The sequence below is a fragment of the Mycolicibacter sp. MU0102 genome (assembly GCF_963378105.1).
Lineage (GTDB): Bacteria > Actinomycetota > Actinomycetes > Mycobacteriales > Mycobacteriaceae > Mycobacterium > Mycobacterium holstebronense.
Genome location: NZ_OY726398.1, coordinates 4,322,724 through 4,342,815 on the forward strand (window position 1 = coordinate 4,322,724; position 20,092 = coordinate 4,342,815).

Annotated in this window: 20 protein-coding genes and 1 tRNA gene; 15 read left to right on the forward strand and 6 right to left on the reverse strand. The window is 67.7% G+C overall.

The window, feature by feature from the left end; all coding sequences use genetic code 11:
- Positions 1–40 precede the first annotated feature (40 nt).
- Both bagA and bagB read left to right on the forward strand, forming a co-directional pair.
- On the forward strand, positions 41–1,063 hold the full coding sequence (gene bagA, locus RCP37_RS20335; RefSeq protein WP_308484743.1) for an ATPase BagA: 1,023 nt from the start codon (positions 41–43) through the stop codon (positions 1,061–1,063).
- The gene (gene bagB, locus RCP37_RS20340) at positions 1,060–2,211 is read left to right on the forward strand and encodes an ATPase BagB (protein WP_308484744.1); all 1,152 of its coding nucleotides are present in this window, start codon (positions 1,060–1,062) and stop codon (positions 2,209–2,211) included. The genes bagA and bagB overlap by 4 nt, the downstream gene beginning before the upstream one ends.
- 37 nt (positions 2,212–2,248) lie before the next feature.
- Here bagB and RCP37_RS20345 read toward each other — a convergent pair whose 3' ends face one another.
- Positions 2,249–2,584: a WhiB family transcriptional regulator gene (locus tag RCP37_RS20345; RefSeq protein WP_224974262.1), complete on the reverse strand. Its 336-nt coding sequence runs from the start codon at positions 2,582–2,584 to the stop codon at positions 2,249–2,251.
- A gap of 158 nt (positions 2,585–2,742) precedes the next feature.
- Complete coding sequence (locus tag RCP37_RS20350; RefSeq protein ID WP_308484745.1) at positions 2,743–2,940, reverse strand: hypothetical protein; 198 nt, start codon at positions 2,938–2,940, stop codon at positions 2,743–2,745.
- Positions 2,941–2,956: 16 nt separating this feature from the next.
- On the opposite strand from RCP37_RS20350, the gene ponA2 reads away from it, so the two are divergent.
- The 6 genes from ponA2 to RCP37_RS20380 all read left to right on the forward strand — a co-directional run bounded on the left by ponA2 (position 2,957) and on the right by RCP37_RS20380 (position 8,768).
- The gene (gene ponA2, locus RCP37_RS20355; protein ID WP_308484746.1) at positions 2,957–5,377 is read left to right on the forward strand and encodes a transglycosylase/D,D-transpeptidase PonA2; all 2,421 of its coding nucleotides are present in this window, start codon (positions 2,957–2,959) and stop codon (positions 5,375–5,377) included.
- A gap of 38 nt (positions 5,378–5,415) precedes the next feature.
- Positions 5,416–6,381, forward strand: a complete 966-nt coding sequence (locus tag RCP37_RS20360; RefSeq protein ID WP_308484747.1) for a metallophosphoesterase — start codon at positions 5,416–5,418, stop codon at positions 6,379–6,381.
- The gene (gene cds1, locus RCP37_RS20365) at positions 6,378–7,484 is read left to right on the forward strand and encodes an L-cysteine desulfhydrase Cds1 (RefSeq protein ID WP_308484748.1); all 1,107 of its coding nucleotides are present in this window, start codon (positions 6,378–6,380) and stop codon (positions 7,482–7,484) included. Before RCP37_RS20360 ends, cds1 begins: the two co-directional genes overlap by 4 nt.
- A gap of 282 nt (positions 7,485–7,766) precedes the next feature.
- Positions 7,767–7,840, forward strand: a tRNA-Pro gene (locus RCP37_RS20370).
- Between the two features lie 197 nt (positions 7,841–8,037).
- Entirely contained in the window at positions 8,038–8,295 is a 258-nt protein-coding gene (locus RCP37_RS20375; RefSeq protein ID WP_308484749.1) for a DUF3297 family protein, read from the forward strand.
- 71 nt (positions 8,296–8,366) lie between these two features.
- Positions 8,367–8,768 (forward strand): hypothetical protein, encoded by a 402-nt coding sequence (locus RCP37_RS20380; protein WP_308484750.1) that lies wholly within the window; start codon positions 8,367–8,369, stop codon positions 8,766–8,768.
- Positions 8,769–9,038: 270 nt separating this feature from the next.
- Here RCP37_RS20380 and RCP37_RS20385 read toward each other — a convergent pair whose 3' ends face one another.
- The gene (locus tag RCP37_RS20385; RefSeq protein ID WP_308484751.1) at positions 9,039–9,503 is read right to left on the reverse strand and encodes a GatB/YqeY domain-containing protein; all 465 of its coding nucleotides are present in this window, start codon (positions 9,501–9,503) and stop codon (positions 9,039–9,041) included.
- 25 nt (positions 9,504–9,528) lie between these two features.
- Between RCP37_RS20385 and RCP37_RS20390 the strand changes: the two genes are divergently transcribed.
- From RCP37_RS20390 to RCP37_RS20410, 5 genes are read left to right on the forward strand one after another with little or no spacing between them, the layout of a single operon-like run.
- Positions 9,529–10,791 carry a hypothetical protein gene (locus RCP37_RS20390; RefSeq protein WP_308484752.1) on the forward strand — a complete coding sequence of 421 codons (1,263 nt, stop codon included), beginning with the start codon at positions 9,529–9,531 and terminating at the stop codon, positions 10,789–10,791.
- 9 nt (positions 10,792–10,800) lie between these two features.
- Complete coding sequence (locus RCP37_RS20395) at positions 10,801–11,409, forward strand: DUF4129 domain-containing protein (protein ID WP_308484753.1); 609 nt, start codon at positions 10,801–10,803, stop codon at positions 11,407–11,409.
- The gene (locus tag RCP37_RS20400) at positions 11,406–12,515 is read left to right on the forward strand and encodes a DUF4350 domain-containing protein (protein WP_308484754.1); all 1,110 of its coding nucleotides are present in this window, start codon (positions 11,406–11,408) and stop codon (positions 12,513–12,515) included. The genes RCP37_RS20395 and RCP37_RS20400 overlap by 4 nt, the downstream gene beginning before the upstream one ends.
- Positions 12,512–13,489 carry an AAA family ATPase gene (locus RCP37_RS20405; protein ID WP_308484755.1) on the forward strand — a complete coding sequence of 326 codons (978 nt, stop codon included), beginning with the start codon at positions 12,512–12,514 and terminating at the stop codon, positions 13,487–13,489. Before RCP37_RS20400 ends, RCP37_RS20405 begins: the two co-directional genes overlap by 4 nt.
- Entirely contained in the window at positions 13,486–14,805 is a 1,320-nt protein-coding gene (locus tag RCP37_RS20410) for a DUF58 domain-containing protein (protein WP_308484756.1), read from the forward strand. Before RCP37_RS20405 ends, RCP37_RS20410 begins: the two co-directional genes overlap by 4 nt.
- 7 nt (positions 14,806–14,812) lie before the next feature.
- On the opposite strand, the gene RCP37_RS20415 is transcribed toward RCP37_RS20410, so the two are convergent.
- Entirely contained in the window at positions 14,813–15,805 is a 993-nt protein-coding gene (locus RCP37_RS20415; RefSeq protein ID WP_308484757.1) for a stage II sporulation protein M, read from the reverse strand.
- Positions 15,806–15,959: 154 nt separating this feature from the next.
- Here RCP37_RS20415 and RCP37_RS20420 point away from each other — a divergent pair, with 154 nt between their 5' ends.
- A complete protein-coding gene (locus tag RCP37_RS20420; protein ID WP_308484758.1) occupies positions 15,960–16,790 on the forward strand; it encodes an RDD family protein in 831 nt (276 codons plus the stop codon).
- A gap of 203 nt (positions 16,791–16,993) precedes the next feature.
- Positions 16,994–17,773, forward strand: coding sequence for a PadR family transcriptional regulator (locus RCP37_RS20425; RefSeq protein ID WP_308484759.1), 780 nt, complete (start codon positions 16,994–16,996; stop codon positions 17,771–17,773).
- A gap of 14 nt (positions 17,774–17,787) precedes the next feature.
- On the opposite strand, the gene RCP37_RS20430 is transcribed toward RCP37_RS20425, so the two are convergent.
- Positions 17,788–18,519: an HNH endonuclease family protein gene (locus tag RCP37_RS20430; protein WP_308484760.1), complete on the reverse strand. Its 732-nt coding sequence runs from the start codon at positions 18,517–18,519 to the stop codon at positions 17,788–17,790.
- A gap of 2 nt (positions 18,520–18,521) precedes the next feature.
- The gene (glpK, locus tag RCP37_RS20435; RefSeq protein ID WP_373693075.1) at positions 18,522–20,039 is read right to left on the reverse strand and encodes a glycerol kinase GlpK; all 1,518 of its coding nucleotides are present in this window, start codon (positions 20,037–20,039) and stop codon (positions 18,522–18,524) included.
- Positions 20,040–20,092 lie beyond the last annotated feature (53 nt).

A 20,092-nucleotide genomic window follows, 5' to 3' on the forward strand; every position in this document is an offset into this window, starting at 1 on the left:
AGCTTATCGCTAGGACGCCCAAGTACTTGGTTAGCATGCAGTGGTGACAGCCACATCCAGCAGCGAGCCGCTTCTCGGCTGGCCTTCGCGATTGACGAAGGCCCGGCTGCATTTCGTGACCGGCAAGGGCGGTACCGGCAAGTCGACGGTCGCGGCCGCCCTGGCGTTGTCGCTGGCAGCCGGCGGACGTCGGGTACTGCTGGTGGAAGTCGAAGAGCGCCAAGGCATTGCGCAACTCTTCGACGTGCCGCCGCTACCCATTACGCCACTCAAGGTCGCGACCGCCGAGGACGGTGGGCAGGTCGACGCGCTGGCGATGGACATCGAGGCAGCGTTCCTGGAATACCTGGACCTGTTCTACAACCTGGGGATCGCCGGGCGGGCGATGCGGCGCGTCGGAGCGGTCGAGTTCGCGACCACCATCGCGCCCGGACTGCGCGACGTCATCCTCACCGGCAAGATCAAGTACCACGTGATCCAGACCGACAAGAACAACAAGCCGGTCTACGACGCGATCGTGGTGGATGCGCCGCCGACCGGCCGGATCTCCCGGTTCCTCGACGTCACCAAAGCGGTGTCGCAGCTGGCCAAGGGCGGCCCGGTGCACTCGCAGGCTGACGGCGTGGTGAAGCTGCTGCACTCCGATCAGACGGCCATCCATCTGGTGACGCTGCTGGAGGCCCTGCCGATGCAGGAGACCCTGGAGGCCATCGACGAGCTGCGGGCGCTGGACCTGCCGATCGGCAGCGTGATCGTCAACCGCGACATTCCCGCACACCTGGACCCCGCGGACTTGGCCAAGGCCGCCGAAGGCGTCGTCGACGCCGACGCGCTCCGGGCCGGACTGACCGCGGCGGGGATCACGCTGAGCGACGACGATTTCGCCGGCCTGCTGACCGAAACCATCCAGCACGCCACCCGCATCAGCGCCCGGACGGAAACGGCCGAGCAGCTGCAGCAGTTGGACGTGCCGCGCCTGCATCTGCCGACGATCACCGACGGGGTCGACCTGGGCAGCCTCTATGAACTTTCCGAGATTCTCGGCCAACAGGGGGTTCGATGACACCCGACACGACCGGCAAGCCGCTGGCGCTGGACTTGGCGGCAATCCTGTCCGATACCGCCAATCGTGTGGTGGTGTGCTGCGGCGCCGGTGGCGTCGGCAAGACCACCACTGCCGCGTCGATGGCGCTGCGGGCCGCCGAATACGGCCGCACCGTGGTGGTGCTGACCATCGACCCGGCCCGCCGGCTGGCGCAGGCGCTGGGCATCGAAGACCTCGGCAATAACCCGCAGCGGGTACAACTGCCCGCGGAAGTGCCCGGTCAGCTGTACGCGATGATGCTCGACATGCGCCGCACCTTCGACGAGATGGTGACGCAGTACTCCGGCCCGGAGCGGGCCGAGGCGATCCTGGGCAACCAGTTCTACCAAACGGTCGCCACCTCGCTCTCCGGCACGCAGGAGTACATGGCGATGGAGAAGCTCGGCCAGTTGCTGAGCGAGGACCGCTGGGACCTGGTGGTCGTCGACACCCCGCCGTCACGCAACGCCCTGGACTTCCTGGACGCACCCAAGCGGCTGGGAAGCTTCATGGACAGCAGGTTGTGGAAGTTGCTGCTGGGCCCCGGACGGGGCATCGGCAAGCTGGTGGCCGGCGCGGTCGGCCTGGCGATGAAGGCCCTGTCGACTGTGCTGGGTTCGCAAATGCTTTCCGACGCAGCGAATTTCGTGCAGTCCCTGGACGCCACCTTCGGCGGCTTCCGGGAGAAGGCAGACCGCACCTATGACCTGCTCAAGCGCCGCGGCACCCAGTTCGTAGTGGTGTCGGCAGCCGAACCCGATGCGTTGCGGGAGGCGTCCTTCTTCGTCGACCGACTCTCCGAAGAGCACATGCCGCTGGCCGGGCTGATTCTCAACCGCACCCACCCGATGTTGTGCGACCTGCCCATCGAGCGCGCTATCGACGCGATCGAGACGCTGCAGGAGCCCGGCACAGCCCTGCCCGAGGGGACGAAGGCGCTCACCACGGCGGCCCTGCAGATTCACGCCGAGCGCGGTGCCACCGCCAAGCGGGAGATCCGACTGCTGTCGCGTTTCACCCGGGCCAACCCGCGGGTTCCCATCGTGGGGGTGCCGTCATTGCCGTTCGACGTCTCCGATTTGGAGGCGCTCGGCGCGATCGCCGATCAGCTGACGGCGAAGAAGTAGAAGTAGAAGTAGAAGCGAAGAGGCACTCAGCCCGGCGTCAGCCGGCGTCACGCTGCTTGCGCTGGGCGGCGAAGTACTCGCGCCAGGAGGTCACTTCAGGGTGCTGCTTGAGCAGCGCCCGGCGTTGCCGCTCGGTCATGCCGCCCCACACACCGAACTCGACCCGGTTGTCGAGGGCGTCGGCCAAACACTCGAGCACGACCGGGCAGTGCCGACAGATCACCGCGGCTTTGCGTTGTGCCGCACCGCGCACGAAGAGTTCGTCGGGATCCGCACCGCGGCAGACGGCCTTGGAAACCCAGGCGATTCGACCCTCGTCCTGCACGCCGCGCAAGACGGTTCGGGGGGTTTGTGATGCTGAAGCCGTTGGCATGCTGGTGTCGTGAACCGCTGTCGCTGCAACAGACACTGACGATCCTCCGTCCCGGCCGCCGCCGGCAGCCACCTATTCAACATCGGCGCCGACCGACACACTGCGATCTACGCCACATCGTGTCATCAGTGTTACCTGAATCGCACTTGATGTCCAAGTTAGGTGGTCAGGTGGTGTCTGCGCAACAGGTTGATCGGCACTTTTTTGGGACGACCGTGCAGTCCGATCATGATCTGCGTCGCGGTCAGCAGCCAGACTTCCCGGGAACCGACATTTTTTGACGTCTGCGTCAGATACCGGGGTGGGGGTTGATGGCGGTGGCCCGCCTCGCCCGGCTCCGCCGCGCTTGCGACCACCGCTAGTGTGTTAGCCATGTCGGAGCGCCCCCCGACCGGCCCTACTGTGCTCAAACTGGCCGGGAGTTGTCTGCTCGCCGCCGTGTTGCTCGCGGCGCTGCTGTTTCCCGTCGCCGGCGGTGTCGGCTTGATGTCCAACCGCGCGTCCGACGTGGTGGCCAACGGATCGGCCCAGCTGGTCAGCGGTGATGTGCCCGCGGTGTCGACGATGGTCGACGCCAAGGGCAACACGATCGCGTGGTTGTACTCGCAGCGCCGATTCGAGGTGCCCAGCGACAAGATCGCCGACACGATGAAGTTGGCGATCGTCTCCATCGAGGACAAGCGGTTCGCCGAGCACAGCGGGGTGGACTGGAAGGGGACGCTGACCGGGCTGGCCGGCTACGCCTCCGGGGACATCGACACCCGCGGCGGGTCGACCCTGGAGCAGCAGTACATCAAGAACTACCAGTTGCTGGTGCTGGCCCAGACCGACGCCGAGAAGCGGGCCGCGATCGAGACCACCCCCGCGCGCAAGCTCCGCGAGATCCGGATGGCGCTCACCCTGGATCGGACCTTCACCAAGCCGCAGATCCTGACCCGCTACCTCAACCTGGTGTCGTTCGGGAACAACTCGTTCGGCATCCAGGACGCCGCCCAGACCTACTTCGGTGTGGATGCCGTGGACCTGAACTGGCAGCAGTCGGCCCTGCTGGCCGGAATGGTGCAGTCGACCAGCACGCTGAACCCCTACACCAATCCCGAGGGTGCGCTGACGCGACGGAACCTGGTGCTGGACACCATGATCGAAAACATCCCCGGCGAGGCCGACGCACTGCGCGCAGCCAAGCAAGAGCCATTGGGCATCCTGCCGCAGCCCAACGAGCTGCCGCGGGGCTGCATCGCGGCCGGCGACCGGGCCTTCTTCTGCGACTACGTGCAGGAGTACCTGACGCGGGCGGGGATCAGCAAGGAACAGGTGGCCCGCGGCGGCTACGTCATCCACACCACGCTGGACCCTGACGTGCAGGCCCCGATCAAAGAGGCGATCGACACCTTCGCCAACCCCAACGTGCAGGGCATTGCCAGCGTGATGAGCGTGATCAAGCCCGGCAGCGACGCACACCCGGTGCTGGCCATGGCCAGCAACCGCACCTATGGACTCAACGCCGACCTCGGCGAAACCATGCGGCCGCAACCGTTCTCGCTGGTCGGCGACGGCGCCGGGTCGATCTTCAAGACATTCACCGTGGCCGCGGCGCTGGAGATGGGCATGGGTATCAGCGCCGATCTCGAGGTGCCCGGCCGGTTCCAGACCAAGGGCATGGGCTCAGGCGGCGCCAAGGGCTGCCCCAAGGAGACCTGGTGTGTGGTCAACGTCGCGCCCTACCGGTCGCCGATGAACGTCTCCACCGCGCTGGCGACCTCGCCCAATACCGCATTCGCGAAGCTGATCTCCCAGGTCGGCGTCGGCCGCACCGTGGACATGGCGATCAAGCTGGGCCTGCGGTCCTATGCCGATCCGGGCACCGCCCGCGACTACGACCCGGACAGCAACGAGAGCCTGGCCGATTTCGTCAAGCGGCAGAACCTGGGCTCGTTCACCCTCGGCCCGATCGAGGTCAACGCACTGGAGCTGTCCAACGTTGCCGCCACCTTGGCCTCCGGTGGGGTCTGGTGCCCGCCGAACCCGATCGACAAGGTCTTCGACCGCAACGGCAACGAGGTGGCTGTGACCACCGAGACCTGTGAGCGAGTGGTTCCCGAAGGTCTCGCCAACACGATGGCCAACGCCTTGAGCAAGGACATCCAAGGCGGCGGCACCGCGGCGCCGGCCGCCGGTTCGGTGGGTTGGGACCTGCCGATGGCGGGCAAGACCGGCACCACCGAGGCGCACCGCTCGTCGGGCTTTCTGGGCTTCACCAACCGCTACGCGGCGGCCAATTACATCTTCGACGACTCCCTCTCGCCGGGAGATCTGTGCTCGTTCCCGCTGCGGCACTGCGGGGATGGAGACCTCTACGGCGGCAACGAGCCGGCCCGGACCTGGTTCGCCGCGATGAAACCGATCGCCACCGACTTCGGCGACGTCATCATGCCGCCGACCGAGCCGCGGTACGTCGACGGCGGCCCCAACTCACGGGTGCCCAGCGTGACCGGCCTGGACGTGGACGCCGCCCGGGCGCGACTCAAGGAAGTCGGGTTCCAGGTCGCCGACCAGCCGAACTGGGTCAACAGCAGCGCCCGTTCCGGGGCCGTGGTCGGCACCTCACCGAATGGTCAGACCATTCCCGGTTCGATCATCACTATCGAGGTCAGCAACGGCATCCCGCCGCCACCGCCACCGCCGCCGGACGGCCTGCCGCCGATCGGGCCGGTGGGTTCGACGGTGGTGGAGATTCCCGGGTTGCCGCCGATCACCATTCCGCTGCTGCCGCCCCCTGCACCGCCGCCGTAACCGCGGTAGCGCGCTCTGAGCGCAGTAGTCTGAACGCCATGGCTCCTTCACCTGCCCTGACCCGGTCCGTCGTCGCCGCTTCGGCGGTGCTCGGGCCGGCGGCTCTCGCTATCGGCTATGGCGCGATCATCGAACGCAACGCGTTCGTGGTGCGCGAGGCGACGATGCCGGTGCTGGCTCCCGGCTCCGCACCACTGCGGGTCCTGCACATCAGCGACATCCACATGCGTCCCGGGCAGCACCGCAAACAGGCCTGGCTGCGGGAGTTGGTGCGCCTGGAGCCCGACCTGGTGGTCAACACCGGCGACAACCTTGCCCATCCGAAGGCGGTGCCGGCGGTGGTGCAGGCCCTGGGTGATCTGCTGTCGGTGCCGGGCGTGTTCGTGTTCGGCAGCAACGACTACTTCGGTCCGCGGCTGAAGAACCCGGCCAAGTACCTGACCAAGCCGACGCATCGCATCCACGGCGTCCCGCTGCCCTGGCAGGACCTGCGCGCGGCCTTCACCGAGCGGGGCTGGCTGGACCTGACCCACAACCGTCGTGAATTCGATGTGGCCGGACATCGGATTGCCGCGGCCGGTGTCGACGACCCGCACATCGAGCGGGACCGTTACGAGACCATCGCCGGCCCGGCCGACCTGACCGCCGATCTGCGCCTGGGGCTGACCCATTCGCCGGAGCCACGCGTGCTGGACCGGTTCGCCGGCGACGGCTACCAGTTGGTGATGGCCGGACACACCCACGGCGGCCAGCTGTGCGTGCCGTTCTACGGCGCACTGGTGACCAACTGCGGGCTGGATCGCTCCCGGGTCAAGGGGCCCTCGCAGTGGGGTGCGCACATGCGCTTGCACGTCTCCGCGGGCATCGGTACCTCACCGTTCGCACCGGTGCGGTTCGCCTGCCGTCCCGAAGCCAGCCTGCTGACCCTGGTGGCGGCGCCCACCGGCGGTGACGACTCGCAGCTCACCCGCGGCTCGACCCAGCCCTCCGTGTCGGCCCGTTGACTGGGCGGATCGCCGACCACGGGCATCCCCGGCGCTGGGCCGACAACGCGATCCGGCTGATCGAAGCCGACGCACGGCGCAGCGCCGACACCCATCTGCTGCGTTACCCGCTGCCCGCGGCGTGGGCCGCCGAGGCCGACGTTGCGCTGTACCTCAAGGACGAGACCACCCACATCACCGGCAGCCTCAAGCACCGGCTGGCCCGCTCGTTGTTTCTCTACGGGCTGTGCAACGGCCGGATCGCCGAGGGCACCACGGTGGTCGAGGCGTCGTCGGGGTCCACCGCGGTCTCGGAGGCATATTTCGCTGCCCTGCTGGGCCTGCCGTTCGTGGCGGTGATGCCGTCCTCGACCAGTGCATCAAAAGTGGCGCTGATCGAGGCGCAGGGCGGGCGCTGTCATTTCGTCGCGCATTCCGCCGATGTCTACGCCGAAGCGGAGCGGATCGCCACGGACACCGGCGGGCACTACCTGGACCAATTCACCAATGCCGAACGGGCCACCGACTGGCGCGGCAACAACAACATTGCGGAGTCGATGTTCTCCCAGATGCGCGACGAGGCCCATCCGATCCCGGAGTGGATCGTGGTGGGGGCCGGCACCGGCGGCACCAGCGCAACGATCGGCCGCTACATCCGGTACCGCCGACACGCGACCCGGTTGTGCGTGGTGGACCCGGAGAATTCGGCCTTCTACCCGGCCTATTCGCAGTGCCGCTACGACGTGGTGGTCGAGGAATCATCGCGGATCGAAGGCATCGGCCGGCCCCGGGTGGAACCGTCGTTCCTGCCCGATGTGGTGGACCGGATGGTGACCGTGCCCGATGCCGCCTCGGTGGCCGCGGCGCGGCACGTCAGCGCGGTGTTGGGGCGTCGGGTGGGCGCCTCGACCGGCACCAATGTCTGGGGAGCGTTTGCGCTACTGGCCGAGATGGTTGCCGACGGGCGCAACGGATCGGTGATTACCGTGCTGGCCGACAGCGGCGACCGCTACGCCGACACCTACTACAACGACGACTGGCTGGCGCAGCAAGGGCTGGACCCGACGGGTCCGGCCGCAGTCTTGGCCGAGTTCGAGAGGTCCTGCCGGTTCGCATTCGCCTGAGCCCGCTCTTCGGCTGCTTCGGGGTTGGTGGCCACCAGCCACACCGCAGCCAGCGCGAAGAAACCGGCATAAACCGCTCCGCCTAACAGCGTCATGATTTGACTCCCTTTGCGCTAAACCTTATTAGCCAGTCTGCCTAAGTCCGCCTATGTTTGCGAGCTCCACGCGCCGGATGTGGGGCGTTTCATGCTCCGGGGCGCTAGTGAGCTAGGCCTCGATGACCGTTGAACTGGGCGTTTGGGTGACCGGCGGCGCGGTGCGATACGCTGTCGTGGCTTCACACGGGGTGTGGCGCAGCTTGGTAGCGTGCTTCGTTCGGGACGAAGAGGTCGTGGGTTCGAATCCCGCCACCCCGACTCAGGTTGTTGCAGGTAGAGGGCTCTGACTGGTCAATCCGGTCGGAGCCTTTTTCCGTTCGGTCCGCCATTGGTCCGCAGTAGATCTCAGCGCCGGCACTCATGGGTGGCGGTGATTTCATCCAGCCAGGCTTGGTCGCGTAGGTTCTCAGGGAACCAAATCCGAGAACGTAACGCAGCATTCAACGAAGGCCATCATGTCCGAGGATCAGAACACAGACGTTCCACCGAATCAGCTCTCCATCGATCCGCGTAGCGCCTTCTATGACGAGGAGACGCTCCGCCGCGACGTGGGTATTCGCTTCAATGGCGTCGAGCGAACCAACGTCCACGAATACAACGTGGCCGAGGGTTGGGTGCGTGTGGAAGTTCCCACCGCCAAGGATCGCCGCGGAAATCCGATGGTCGTCAAGCTCAGCGGCACGGTTGAGCCTTACTTCCGCGAAGCGGAATAGCGGACGCCCTTCGGTCCCTGGTTGTATCGAAACCAGTCCCCCAGCCTCCTTGGCCGTAGACAATGTCTGCTGTGGACTTCCCGATGCGCTATGACCGGTGGTATCGACCGCTGGCGACCGTGTTGGGCTTGGGGCCCGGGCGCGCCAGCATCCGGGTGGCCGACGGTCTGCTGCAAGTCCGCAGCGGATGGGCCTTCGCCATGGACATCGCCTTGGACAACATCGAATCCGCCCAGCCGGCACCGGAACGCATGTGGGGCTGGGGCGTCCATCAGGCGTGTAATGGCTGGCTGGTCAACGGATCTCGCCACGGCGTGGTCCAGATACGGCTCACCCACGCCGTCAAACCGAGCAAAGCACCGACGGCCGGCGTGTTCAACAGGCCGGTCCGCTGTCTCTACGTCAGCGTTACCGACCCCGACGGCTTCATCGCCGCGCTGACGGGCTGGCAGTTGCCCGCCACCGGTTCCTAGTGCCATTCACGGACCGCGGCGAGGCTCCTGCCGGCCGAAACCGGCCTATGCTGGTGTTGTGATCGAAGCGGTACTCCCGTGGGCGCTTCCCGTCGTCGTGATTCTCGTCATCGTGACGATCCTGATCGCGCTTTCGGCACATTTCAACCACGACTGAGCGGTGCTACGACTCGGCGACATCGATACCGAAAATCGGCCTCGACGGGCCAGTCCGGTCGAAACTGGTTGGAGCGCCACTGCCTTGATCGGCGCCGACACATCGGGCTATCGCTAGAGCCGTTCGCGGACCGCGGCCGACAGCCGCGAACCATCGGCCTTGCCCGCGGCAATCGCGGTGGCGGCCTTCATCACCTGGCCCATGTGTTTCATGTGCGGCCGCTCCCCGATCGCCTCGGCGACCTGCGCCAGCGCGGTGTCGACGACGTCAGCCAGTTCGGCGTCGCTGAGCGGCGCCGGAAGGTACTCGTCGATGATCCGAGCCTCGGCGTGCTCTTCGGCGGCGAGGTCACCCCGGCCGTTCTGGGTGTAGATCGTCGCGGACTCCGCACGCTTGCGGGCTTCGCGTGCCAGCACCTTCAGGACGTCCTCGTCGGTAAGTTCTCGGGCCTGTTTGCCGGCGACCTCTTCGGCCTGGATCGCGGCCAACAACATTCGCAGGGTCGCCGTGCGCAGCTTGTCCTGCGCCTTCATCGACGCCGTGAGATCGGTACGCAACTGGGATTTGAGTTCCGCCATGCCCCATAACGCTACGCTCAGCCACATGGTGAATCCGCCTCCGCCCGGCTACCCCGGACCTGGTTTTCCGTCGCCCGGATACGGCCCGCCGCCCGGCTATGGCCCACCACCGCCCGGCTACGGACCCCCGCCCGGCTATGGCCCACCATCTCCGGCCCCGCCTTCGGCATACGGCCCACCGCCCGGCTACGGTCCCCTGCCTCCGGGATACGGCCCACCGCCCGGCTACGGTCCCCCGCCTCCGGGATACGGCCCACCGCCCGGCTACGGCCCGCCGCCGGGATACGGCGCCCCGGTGGGCTATCCGCAGCCTGAACTCAAGCCCGGCATCATTGCGCTGCGCCCATTAAGCCTGACCGACATCTACAACGGCGCCGTCGGCTACATCCGGGCCAACCCGAAAACCGTGCTCGGCCTTACCGCCGTGGTGGTGGTGGTCACCCAGATCATCAGCGGAATCGCCCAGTTCGGCCTGGTGTCGGCGCTCGGCCCGTCGGGTCCGGGTAGGTCGCCGTCGGAGCTCTCCGGTGGTGACGTGGCGGCGTGGCTGACCGGTTCTGTCGGGGCGGCTATCGTGACCGCCCTGGGCACCATCGTGTTGACCGGCCTACTGACGGTGGTGGTTGGCCGCGCGGTGTTCGGGTCGCCGATCACCATCGCCGAAGCCTGGGCGATTGTGCGTGATCGCTTCGGTCCGCTGATCGGACTGACCGCCCTGATCGGCCTCGCCGCGGCGGTGCTGTGTGGTTTCGCGGCGGCCCTGATCGCCGTCGCCGACGGAGCGGGCGGCACCGGCGCCGCTGTGTTGATCGCCGTGCCGCTGGTACCGGCACTGATTGCAGCATTGGCCTACGGCTACACCGTGCTGGTCTTCGCGCCGACCGTGATCGTGCTGGAACGCCAACCCGTGTTCGAAGCGATGCGCCGCTCGTTCTACTTGGTGCGCAACAGTTTCTGGCGAGTGCTGGGCATCATGGCGCTGACTGCACTGATCATCTCGCTGATCAGCAGCGCAGTGGCGTTTCCCTTCAACATCTTCGGCATGATCGTCACCCACGGGGCGGACGCCCTGACCGGCGGTGCACAGTTGAGCCTGTTCTCCCGGATCGGAACGACGATCGGGGAGATCATCGTGTTGCCCTTCAGCGCCGGGGTGTCGGTACTGCTGTACACCGACCGCCGCATCCGGGGCGAGGCCTTCGACCTGGTGCTGCGAACCGGCGCCACCGGTGGGCCGTACGTCGGCGGATGGACCGACAACCTCTGGCTGACCCGGCCCCCGGGGTAAGGATCGCGGGTGCCCACCGTCGACGTCGACCGCGAAGCCGCCCGCGAGGCGGCCGAACGCGAGCTGGCAAAACCGATGTACCCGCGGCCGTCACCTAAGCAGCAGTTCCTCGATTTCATTGAGATGCTGGTACGGCGGTTGGTGCTCAAGGGTGCAGAGTTGCCGGGCGGATGGTTCACCATCAGCGTGTTGCTGATCGTCCTCGCGGCAGCCGTGGTGGCCGCCGTGCACGTCAGCCGTCGCATGCTGCACGACGGCTACCGCGGCGATCCGTTGTACGGCGCCACACAGCTCAGTGCCGCCGAACACCGTGCCGCCGCGCAACGCCATGCCGCAGCGGGAGATTGGGTCGAGGCGATACGGCACCGCCTGCGGGCCGTGGCTCGCGCGCTCGAGGAGAACGGGGTCTTGCGTCCCGCCACGGGCCGTACCGCCACCGAACTGGCCCGCGACGCCGGTGCGGCTCTACCGGCCCTGGCCGGTGAGCTGTTCCGGGCTGCCGAGACATTCAACGACGTCAACTACGGCGAGCTGCCCGCCACCCCGGAGGGATATCGGATCGTCGCAGAACTCGACCAGCGGGTGCAGGCCACAACTCAGGCTCGGCAGTACCGATGACGACCAGGCGGCGGACATGGCTGTGGGTGGCGGCGGCCTTGGCCGTGATCGTGGCGGTTTCGGCGGTGGGCGCCTACCTGACCACACCGCGGCCGGGCGGCCGAATGGATCCCAATGCCACCGGCCCCGAGGGCACGCACGCGCTGGTGACACTGCTGCGTCACCGCGGGGTCGAGGTCGTGCCCGCCGCAACCGTCGATGACGTTGCCTTACAGGCACGTCCCGACACCTTGGTCTTGGTGGCCCAGACCCCGCGCATCACCGGCAGTGAGCTGATGAACCAGCTGGCCGATCTGCCCGGCGACCTGCTTCTGGTGGCACCGGACGCGCTGGCCCGCAAGGCCCTCGCACCGGGCATCCGGTCTGGCCCCGCACGGGCGTACACCCACCAGCCCGACTGCAGCCTGCGCGAGGCGCAACAGGCCGGAGCGGTCGACCTGCGCACCACTGCCACCTATGTTGCAAACAAAGACCATTCGCTGGTCAGCTGCTATGACGGCGCCCTGGTGCGCTATCGCGACGGCAAGCGGACCGTCACCGTGATCGGCAGCGAAACGTTCATGACTAACGCCGACCTCGCCCGGGAAGGCAACGCCGCGCTGGCCATGAACCTTGCCGGCACCTCCGATCGCCTGATCTGGTATGCGCCCCAACATGTTCAAGGAGCAAAATCGGGAAAGGCCGCGATTGCCGGCCTGATCCCGCCGAACATGCGATGGCTGTTCTGGCAACTGTGCGTGGCACTGGCACTGGCCGCCGTCTGGAAGAGCCGCCGGCTCGGCCCCCTGGTCACCGAACAATTACCCGTGGTCGTCCGCGCATCAGAGACCGTCGAAGGGCTCGGCCGGCTCTACCGCTCGCATCGGGCCCGCGATCGAGCAGCCGCCGCCCTGCGCACCGCGGCTCTGCGCCGACTGGCTCCGCGCCTGGGATTGGGCCCGGGACCCGAACCGCCCGCGTTGGTCGCGGCAGTGTCGACGCGCATTGGGGCGCACCCGGAATGGTTGTGGCACTTACTGTTCGGTCCTCCTCCTGAGTCCGACGATGCCCTGGTCGCCCTGGCCCACGCACTCGACGACATCGAAAGGCAGGTCACCCACTCGTGACTCACACTCCCGCAGAGAATCCGGCTGCTGCCGCAGCCCGCGACGCATTGCTGGCGCTGCGCAGCGAAGTCGCCAAGGTAGTGGTCGGCCAGGACGCTGTAGTCAGCGGCCTGGTGATCGCGTTGTTGTGTCGTGGCCACGTGCTGCTCGAAGGCGTTCCGGGCGTGGCGAAAACACTGCTGGTCCGAACCCTGAGCGCCGCGTTGCGGTTGGACTTCAAACGGGTCCAGTTCACGCCGGACCTGATGCCCGGAGACATCACCGGTTCGCTGGTCTACGACACCCACACCGCGGAGTTCGTGTTCCGGCCCGGGCCGGTTTTCACCAACCTGCTGCTGGCCGACGAGATCAACCGGACCCCGCCCAAGACCCAGGCGGCGCTGCTGGAGGCGATGGAGGAAGGTCAGGTCAGCGTCGACGGCGCGGCCAAACCGCTGCCCGACCCGTTCATCGTCGCCGCCACCGCCAACCCCATCGAGTACGAAGGCACCTACCGGCTGCCGGAGGCCCAGCTCGATCGCTTCCTGCTCAAGCTGACTGTGCCGCTGCCGGTTCGCGAAGCCGAAATCGACATCTTGGCTCGGCATGCACGGGGCTTCGATCCGCACGACCTGTCCGCGGTGGCCCAGGTGGCCGGCGCGCAGGATCTGGCGGCCGGGCGCGCCGCCGTGCGCCAGGTGCTGGTGGCCGACCAGGTGCTGGGTTACATCGTCGACGTGGTCGCGGCGACGCGGCACTCGCCCGCCTTACAGCTGGGTGTCTCGCCGCGCGGTGCGACCGCGTTGCTGGCCACGTCGCGGTCGTGGGCGTGGCTGTCCGGGCGCAACTACGTGACGCCCGACGACGTCAAGGCGATGGCCCGCTCCACACTGCGGCACCGGGTGATGTTGCGCCCGGAGGCCGAACTCGAAGGCGCCACCGCCGACGGCGTTCTCGATGCCATCCTGGCCTCGGTTCCGGTGCCGCGCTGGTGATTCTGACCGGTCGTGCCGCGCTGATCGCACTGCTTTGCGCCGTGCCGATCACGCTGGCCCCCTGGCCGGCGGCCGCATTCGCGGTGCTGCTGGCCGGGCTCACGGCGGCAGTCCTGCTCGACGTCGCGTTGACGACAGATCCCGCCACGCTGCACATCGACCGGTCCATGGACAACGCGGTGCGACTCGGCCAGACGATCACGACCACCCTATGGATCGTCAACGGCGGCCGCCCATTCCGCGGGCAGATCCGTGACGCCTGGTCGCCCAGCGCCTGCGCCGCACCGCGCTCCCAACCGCTGCAGCTCGCGGCCGGCCAGCTATCCCGAATAATCACCGAGCTACGGCCGATCCGCCGCGGCGACCAGCAGTCCGACCGGGTCACGGTCCGCTCGATCGGGCCGCTGGGACTGGCCGGGCGCCAGCGGTCTCGGCAGGTGCCCGGGCAGATGCGGGTGCTTCCGCCGTTCCTGTCCCGCCGGCATCTGCCGGCACGGCTGGCCCGGCTGCGGGAGGTGGACGGGAATCTTCCGGTGCTGGTTCGCGGCCAGGGCAGTGAGTTCGACTCGCTGCGCGAATACGTCGCCGGTGACGACGTGCGCTCGATCGACTGGCGGGCCACCGCACGGCGCTCCGAGGTGGTGGTCCGCACCTGGCGGCCCGAGCGTGACCGGCGGGTCGTCATCGTGCTCGACACCGGCCGCACGGCGGCCGGCCGGATCGGGGTCGATCCGACCGCACGCGATCCCGCGGGCTGGCCGCGGCTGGATTGGTCGATGGATGCCGCACTGTTACTGGCGGCGTTGGCATTACGCGCCGGCGATCACGTCGATCTGCTCGCCCATGACCAAGTGACTCGGGCCGGGATATTCGGGGCATCGAGGACTCGACTGTTCGCTCAATTGGTCGACGCGATGGCGCCACTGCAGCCGGCGCTGGTCGAATCCGATGCCGCGGCGATGCTGGCCACCTTGTCCCGACGGGCGCGCCGAGGCAATCTCGTTGTGCTGTTGACCGATCTCAACCCCTCCGCCCTGCAAGAGGGCCTGCTGCCGGTGTTGCCGAATCTGACGGCGGCCCACCAGGTGATCCTCGCGGCGGTCGCCGATCCGCGAGTGGAGCGGCTGGCTCACGGACGCGGCGACGCGGCCGCGGTCTATGACGCCGGCGCCGCGGAGCGGGCCCGCAATGACCGCCGCGCGATGGCGGCCCGACTGCGTCGCAGCGGCGTGCAGGTCATCGACGCCCCGCCCGAGGATCTGGCGCCAGCACTGGCCGATGCCTATCTGGCGATGAAGGCGGCCGGCCGGTTGTGACGGACGGCTAGCCGGTGGGCACGACGTCGGGGGCATCGGCGATGTCACCGGTTTCGCCGGCGGCCACCGCTTTGCGCCCGAAGTACACCACGTAGGCCAAAAATGCCGCCTCCACTGCGGCCCCGATGCCGATCCGCAGCCACGTCGGCAACGGCGACGGGGTCACCACCGCCTCGAGCAGCCCGGCCACGGCGAACACCACGACCAACCCCACGGCGACCGCGACGACGGCGCGGCCCTGTTCGGCGAGCGCCTGTGCGCGGGGCCGATCGCCCGGGGCGATCACCGTCCAGCCCAGGCGCATGCCCACCGCCCCGGCCAAGAACACCGCCGTCAGCTCCAGCAGCCCGTGCGGGGCAAGCAGTCCCAGCATGAAGCCGCCCCGGCCGGCGTGGAACATCAACCCGAGTCCCAAGCCGAGGTTGGCGGCGTTGGAGAACAACAGCGCCGGAATCGGCAAGCCCAGCAGGACTGAGAAGGCAATGGCGCGAGCGGCCACCCAGGCGTTGTTCACCCAGACCTGCAGCGCGAAGGACCCGGCCGGGTGATCGCTGTAGTAGGCGGCGAAGTCGTGGTTGACCAATCGATCGATCTCCGCGGGGGTGCCGATCACCGCCTGCACGTCGGGGTTGCCGGCCACCCAGCAGGCGATGACCGCCGACACCGCCAGAAACAGCACGGCGGTGCCCAGCCACCACCGCCAGGCGCGGTAGGCAACCACCGGAAACGACACCGTCACGAACCGGACGAATTCCGAGGCCAATGGCGCATGGGCACCGGTGACGGCGGCACGCGCCCGCGCCACCAGGGCGGAAAGTCGGCCGATCAGCGCTGCGTCCGAAGACGACGAGCGCACCACCGAAAGATGAGTGGACACACGCTGATAGAGGTCGACGAGCTCGTCGACCTCTGCGCCGGTGAGCCGCCGCCGTTTCTTGACCAGTGTCTCCAGCCGGTCCCAGGTCGGTCGATGGGTCAGCACGAAGGCATCGACATCCACGTGGCCGAGCGTAGCGAGGACTGCGAGCACGGCGAAGCCGGGCGACGCAGGTCCGCGCCAACAGACACAGCGAGGACTGCGAGCACGGCGAAGCCGGGCGACGCAGGTCCGCGAGCGCCTCGATGAGACCTGTTCGGCGAGTAGCGTCTGAGCTATGGCGAACCGCAGCCCCGAGCTGGTGACCGGCGACGCCGTCGTCCTCGACATCGCGATCGCGCAGCTGCCGGTGCGCGCGGTGAGCGCGCTGATCGACATCGCCGTCGTGATCGTGGGATACCTGTGCGCGATCGTGCTGTGGGCCACCACCCTCGGCCGGTTCGATGACGCGTTGACCACCGCCATCATGATCATCTTCGCCGTGCTGCTCTTGGTCGGTTACCCGGTCATCATGGAGACCGTCACCCGGGGCCGCTCGCTGGGCAAGATGGCGATGGGATTGCGGGTGGTCTCCGACGACGGGGGCCCGGAACGCTTCCGGCAGGCACTCTTTCGGGCGCTGGCCTCAGTTGTCGAGATCTGGGGATTGACCGGCAGCCCGGCGGTGATCTGCAGCCTGCTGTCACCGCGCGGCAAACGCCTGGGCGACATCTTCGCCGGCACGGTGGTGATCAGTGAACGCGCGCCGGTTTCGACGCCGCCGCCCATGATGCCGCCCGGGCTGGCCTGGTGGGCCTCGACGTTGCAGTTGTCGGGCCTGCGGGCCGAATCCGCCGAACTGGCAAGGCAGTTCCTGGGCCGGGCCGGACAGCTTGACCCGCATACCCGGCAGATGATGGCCTACCGGATCTCCGGTGATGTACTCGCGCACATCTCGCCGCCACCGCCTCCGGATGCCCCGCCCGAACTGGTGCTGGCCGCCGTGCTGGCCGAACGGCATCAGCGCGAGCTGGCGCGGTTTCAGGTCATGCCGCCCGGGCCGTATTTCCCGCCGCCTCCTGCGCCGTGGCCGCCACCGAATACCGGTGGATTCTTCCCCCCGAGCTAGCGGGCCGAGCCCTTGTTCCCTGGCGGTCAAACGACCACCAGGACCTCCGCCGGCGATAGCGCTGTCGCTTCAAATTCCCTTCGGCACTGTCTCGACCGTCTCTGGTCCGGCCTGGCGCTACCGTTGCATCTCGATAGTTCTCGATATATCGTTAGCGTATCGGGAGCGAATCGCGCTCCCCCTTCCCAAGCAACGAGGTACGCATGAACAGCCCCTTTGGTCCGCCCGGCGGACCCTTCCCAGAAGACGCCGAACACCACGTCGGTTTCGGTTTCGGCCCGGCGACGCCACATCAGCGCCGCGCGGCACACATCGCGCGCCGGCAGGCCCGGCGTGAATTTCGCAGGCAGTTGCGCGACCACGCCGCCGAACATTGCGCACCCTTAGGCTTCGGCCCCGGCCACGAGGCCGCCGGCCCCGGATTCGGCCCGGATTTCCGGCACGGATTCGGCCCGGGGTTCGGCCCTGGTTTCGGACCCGGCGGTCCCGGCTTCGGCTTCGGCTTCGGCCCCGGCGGGCACCGTGGACACCGGCGCGGCAATCGCGGACGGCGCGGCGACGTGCGACTCGCCATCCTGGCCCTGCTCGCCGAGGGCCCGATGCACGGCTACGAGATCATTCAGCAGATCGCCGAACGCAGCCAGCAGCTGTGGCGCCCCAGCCCCGGATCGGTCTACCCGACCTTGCAGATGCTGGTCGATGAAGGTCTGATCACCGGCACCGAGACCGATGGCAAGAAGCGGCTTTTCGAATTGACCGAAGAAGGTCGCGGAGTCGCCGGGACGATCGAGACCCCGCCGTGGGAGCAGATCGCCGACGGCGCCGACCCCGGGCAGCTCAACCTGCGCACCGCGACCGGCCAACTGTTCGGTGCCGTCGCGCAGGCCGGCCAAGCAGCCACGCCAGAGCAGCAGCAGCGCATCGTCGACATCATCAACGGCGCCCGCAAGGAGATCTACGGGATCCTCGGGGAAACCGACTGAGTTGACCGTGCGGGTCAACAGTGACGAAGGACCCGATGCATCGCGGTCTTCTCGTTAGATGAAACCCACAGTCCGTAAGCGGTTTTGACCGCGATCTGACGGGCTACGAATTCGCATTCGAACGCGGCGTTCGCCGGCAGCCAGCCGGCGGCGTCGCGGAATGCCTTGTCGAAGTTGGCTTGGGCGCTGACCGCGAGCAGGTTACGGGGATCGTTGGCGAAATCGCGGCGGCGGCTGTCGTCCCAGGTCCGCGCCCCCTTGTACCAGGCGTCGGCCAACGACACGAGATGGTCGACCTGCACGGCCTCGGACGTCTCGGGGCCACGGGCAAAGGCGATGGTCTCCCCGGAGTACGGGTCGTGCAGGACGCCACGCTGCACCAGGCAGGTTCCCCGTCGCAGTTCGACCTCAGTCAGGTCGCGGCGCAGGATGTCGTCGCGGGTATTGCAGCCGTTGTGGCCGAATTCGACGTCGACGTCGTCACTCCACCGCTCGCCGAACCGGTAGCGCTTGAAGTCCTTTTCGCGATCCCAGCCCTTGACCGGCAGCGCTTCGAGCAGGCGGCGCGCGTCGTCATAGCCAGGATCCAGCGGCACCGCACTCGGCGTCGGCGGCGTCGGCGGCGTCGGCGAGGGCCCCGCGGGCTGCGAAAACCAGCCGGCCTGCTGCCACCACGCCCAGCCGACAACGGCCACCACGACCAGCGCAACCAACGCGCCGGGCAGCACCCGCCTGCGTGCGGCCATTCTCAGGGCAGCTCGACCCAGTCCAGCGTGCGCTGCACGGCCTTTCGCCACCCGGCATAGCCTTCGGCGCGCTGCTCATCCGACCAATTCGGGGTCCAACGCCTGTCTTCGCGCCAATTGGCGCGAAGATCGTCGGGCCCCTTCCAGAAACCGACGCCCAATCCGGCCGCATACGCAGCGCCCAGGGCGGTAGTTTCGGGCACAACCGGCTTGACCACGTCGACCCCGAGTACGTCGGCCTGGATCTGCATACACAGGTCATTGGCGGTGATACCGCCGTCGACCTTCAAAACACCAAGGTGCACACCGGAGTCGGCTTCCATCGCTTCGGCCACGTCTCGGCTCTGGTAGCAGATCGCCTCCAGGGTGGCCCGGGCCAGATGCGCGTTGGTGTTGAATCGGGACAGCCCCACGATCGCGCCGCGCGCGTCCGAACGCCAGTACGGTGCGAACAGCCCGGAGAACGCCGGCACGAAGTACATCCCACCGTTGTCGGAGACCTGGCGAGCGAGGCTCTCGACCTGCGTGGCGCCGCTGATGATGCCCAGTTGGTCGCGCAGCCACTGCACCGCGGAGCCGGTGACCGCGATCGAGCCTTCCAGCGCGTACACGGGCTTGGCGTCGCCGAACTGGTAGCAGACCGTGGTCAACAATCCGTTGTTGGAGCGGACGATCTGCTCACCGGTGTTGAGCAGCAAGAAGTTTCCCGTGCCATAGGTGTTCTTCGCCTCACCCGCCGACAGGCACACCTGGCCGACCATGGCGCTCTGCTGATCACCCAGGATGCCGGCGATCGGCACCTCGCCGCGCACCGGTCCGGTGCTCGCGGTGACCGCATGCCGGCGCCGCGTCGACGACGCCGTGATGCGCGGCAGCATCGCCTTCGGGATCGAGAACAACGCCAGCAGTTCGTCGTCCCAGTCCAGGGTCTCGAGGTTCATCAGCATCGTGCGGCTGGCATTGGTGACGTCGGTCAGGTGCACACCGCCACGCGGCCCCCCGGTCAGGTTCCACAGCACCCAGCTGTCGCAGGTGCCGAACAGCGCCTCGCCACGTTCGGCATCGGCACGCACCCCCTCGACGTTGTCGAGAATCCACTGCAGTTTGCCGCCGGAGAAGTAGGTGGCCGGCGGCAAGCCTGCCTTGCGCCGGATCACCTCCCCGTGGCCGTCACGCTCGAGGGCCGCCGCAATGGCGTCGGTTCGGGTGTCCTGCCAGACGATCGCGTTGTGGTAGGGCTGGCCGGTCTTGCGGTTCCACACCACCGTCGTTTCGCGCTGGTTGGCGATGCCCAGCGCCGCCAGATCCGTCGCGTGGAGTTTGGTGGTGTTCAGCGCCGAGACCAGCACCGCCGCGGTGTGGTTCCACAATTCGAACGGATCGTGTTCCACCCAGCCGGCTCGCGGCAGGATCTGTTCGTGTTCGAGCTGATGGCGGCCCACCTCTGCACCGTCATGGTCGAAGATGATGCAACGAGTGCTGGTGGTGCCCTGGTCGATCGACGCGACGAAATCGGCCAAGTCTGACTCCTGTCCATACCGGTGCCGGTCGGTGCCGGGTCCATCATCGCCCA

Coding starts and splice junctions, on each gene's coding strand:
- bagB (WP_308484744.1), top strand. CDS start 1,060: ATGACACCCGACACGACCGGCAAGCCGCTGGCGCTGGACTTGGCGGCA.
- RCP37_RS20345 (WP_224974262.1), bottom strand. CDS start 2,584: ATGCCAACGGCTTCAGCATCACAAACCCCCCGAACCGTCTTGCGCGGC.
- ponA2 (WP_308484746.1), top strand. CDS start 2,957: ATGTCGGAGCGCCCCCCGACCGGCCCTACTGTGCTCAAACTGGCCGGG.
- RCP37_RS20360 (WP_308484747.1), top strand. CDS start 5,416: ATGGCTCCTTCACCTGCCCTGACCCGGTCCGTCGTCGCCGCTTCGGCG.
- RCP37_RS20375 (WP_308484749.1), top strand. CDS start 8,038: ATGTCCGAGGATCAGAACACAGACGTTCCACCGAATCAGCTCTCCATC.
- RCP37_RS20385 (WP_308484751.1), bottom strand. CDS start 9,503: ATGGCGGAACTCAAATCCCAGTTGCGTACCGATCTCACGGCGTCGATG.
- RCP37_RS20390 (WP_308484752.1), top strand. CDS start 9,529: ATGGTGAATCCGCCTCCGCCCGGCTACCCCGGACCTGGTTTTCCGTCG.
- RCP37_RS20400 (WP_308484754.1), top strand. CDS start 11,406: ATGACGACCAGGCGGCGGACATGGCTGTGGGTGGCGGCGGCCTTGGCC.
- RCP37_RS20420 (WP_308484758.1), top strand. CDS start 15,960: ATGGCGAACCGCAGCCCCGAGCTGGTGACCGGCGACGCCGTCGTCCTC.
- RCP37_RS20425 (WP_308484759.1), top strand. CDS start 16,994: ATGAACAGCCCCTTTGGTCCGCCCGGCGGACCCTTCCCAGAAGACGCC.
- RCP37_RS20430 (WP_308484760.1), bottom strand. CDS start 18,519: ATGGCCGCACGCAGGCGGGTGCTGCCCGGCGCGTTGGTTGCGCTGGTC.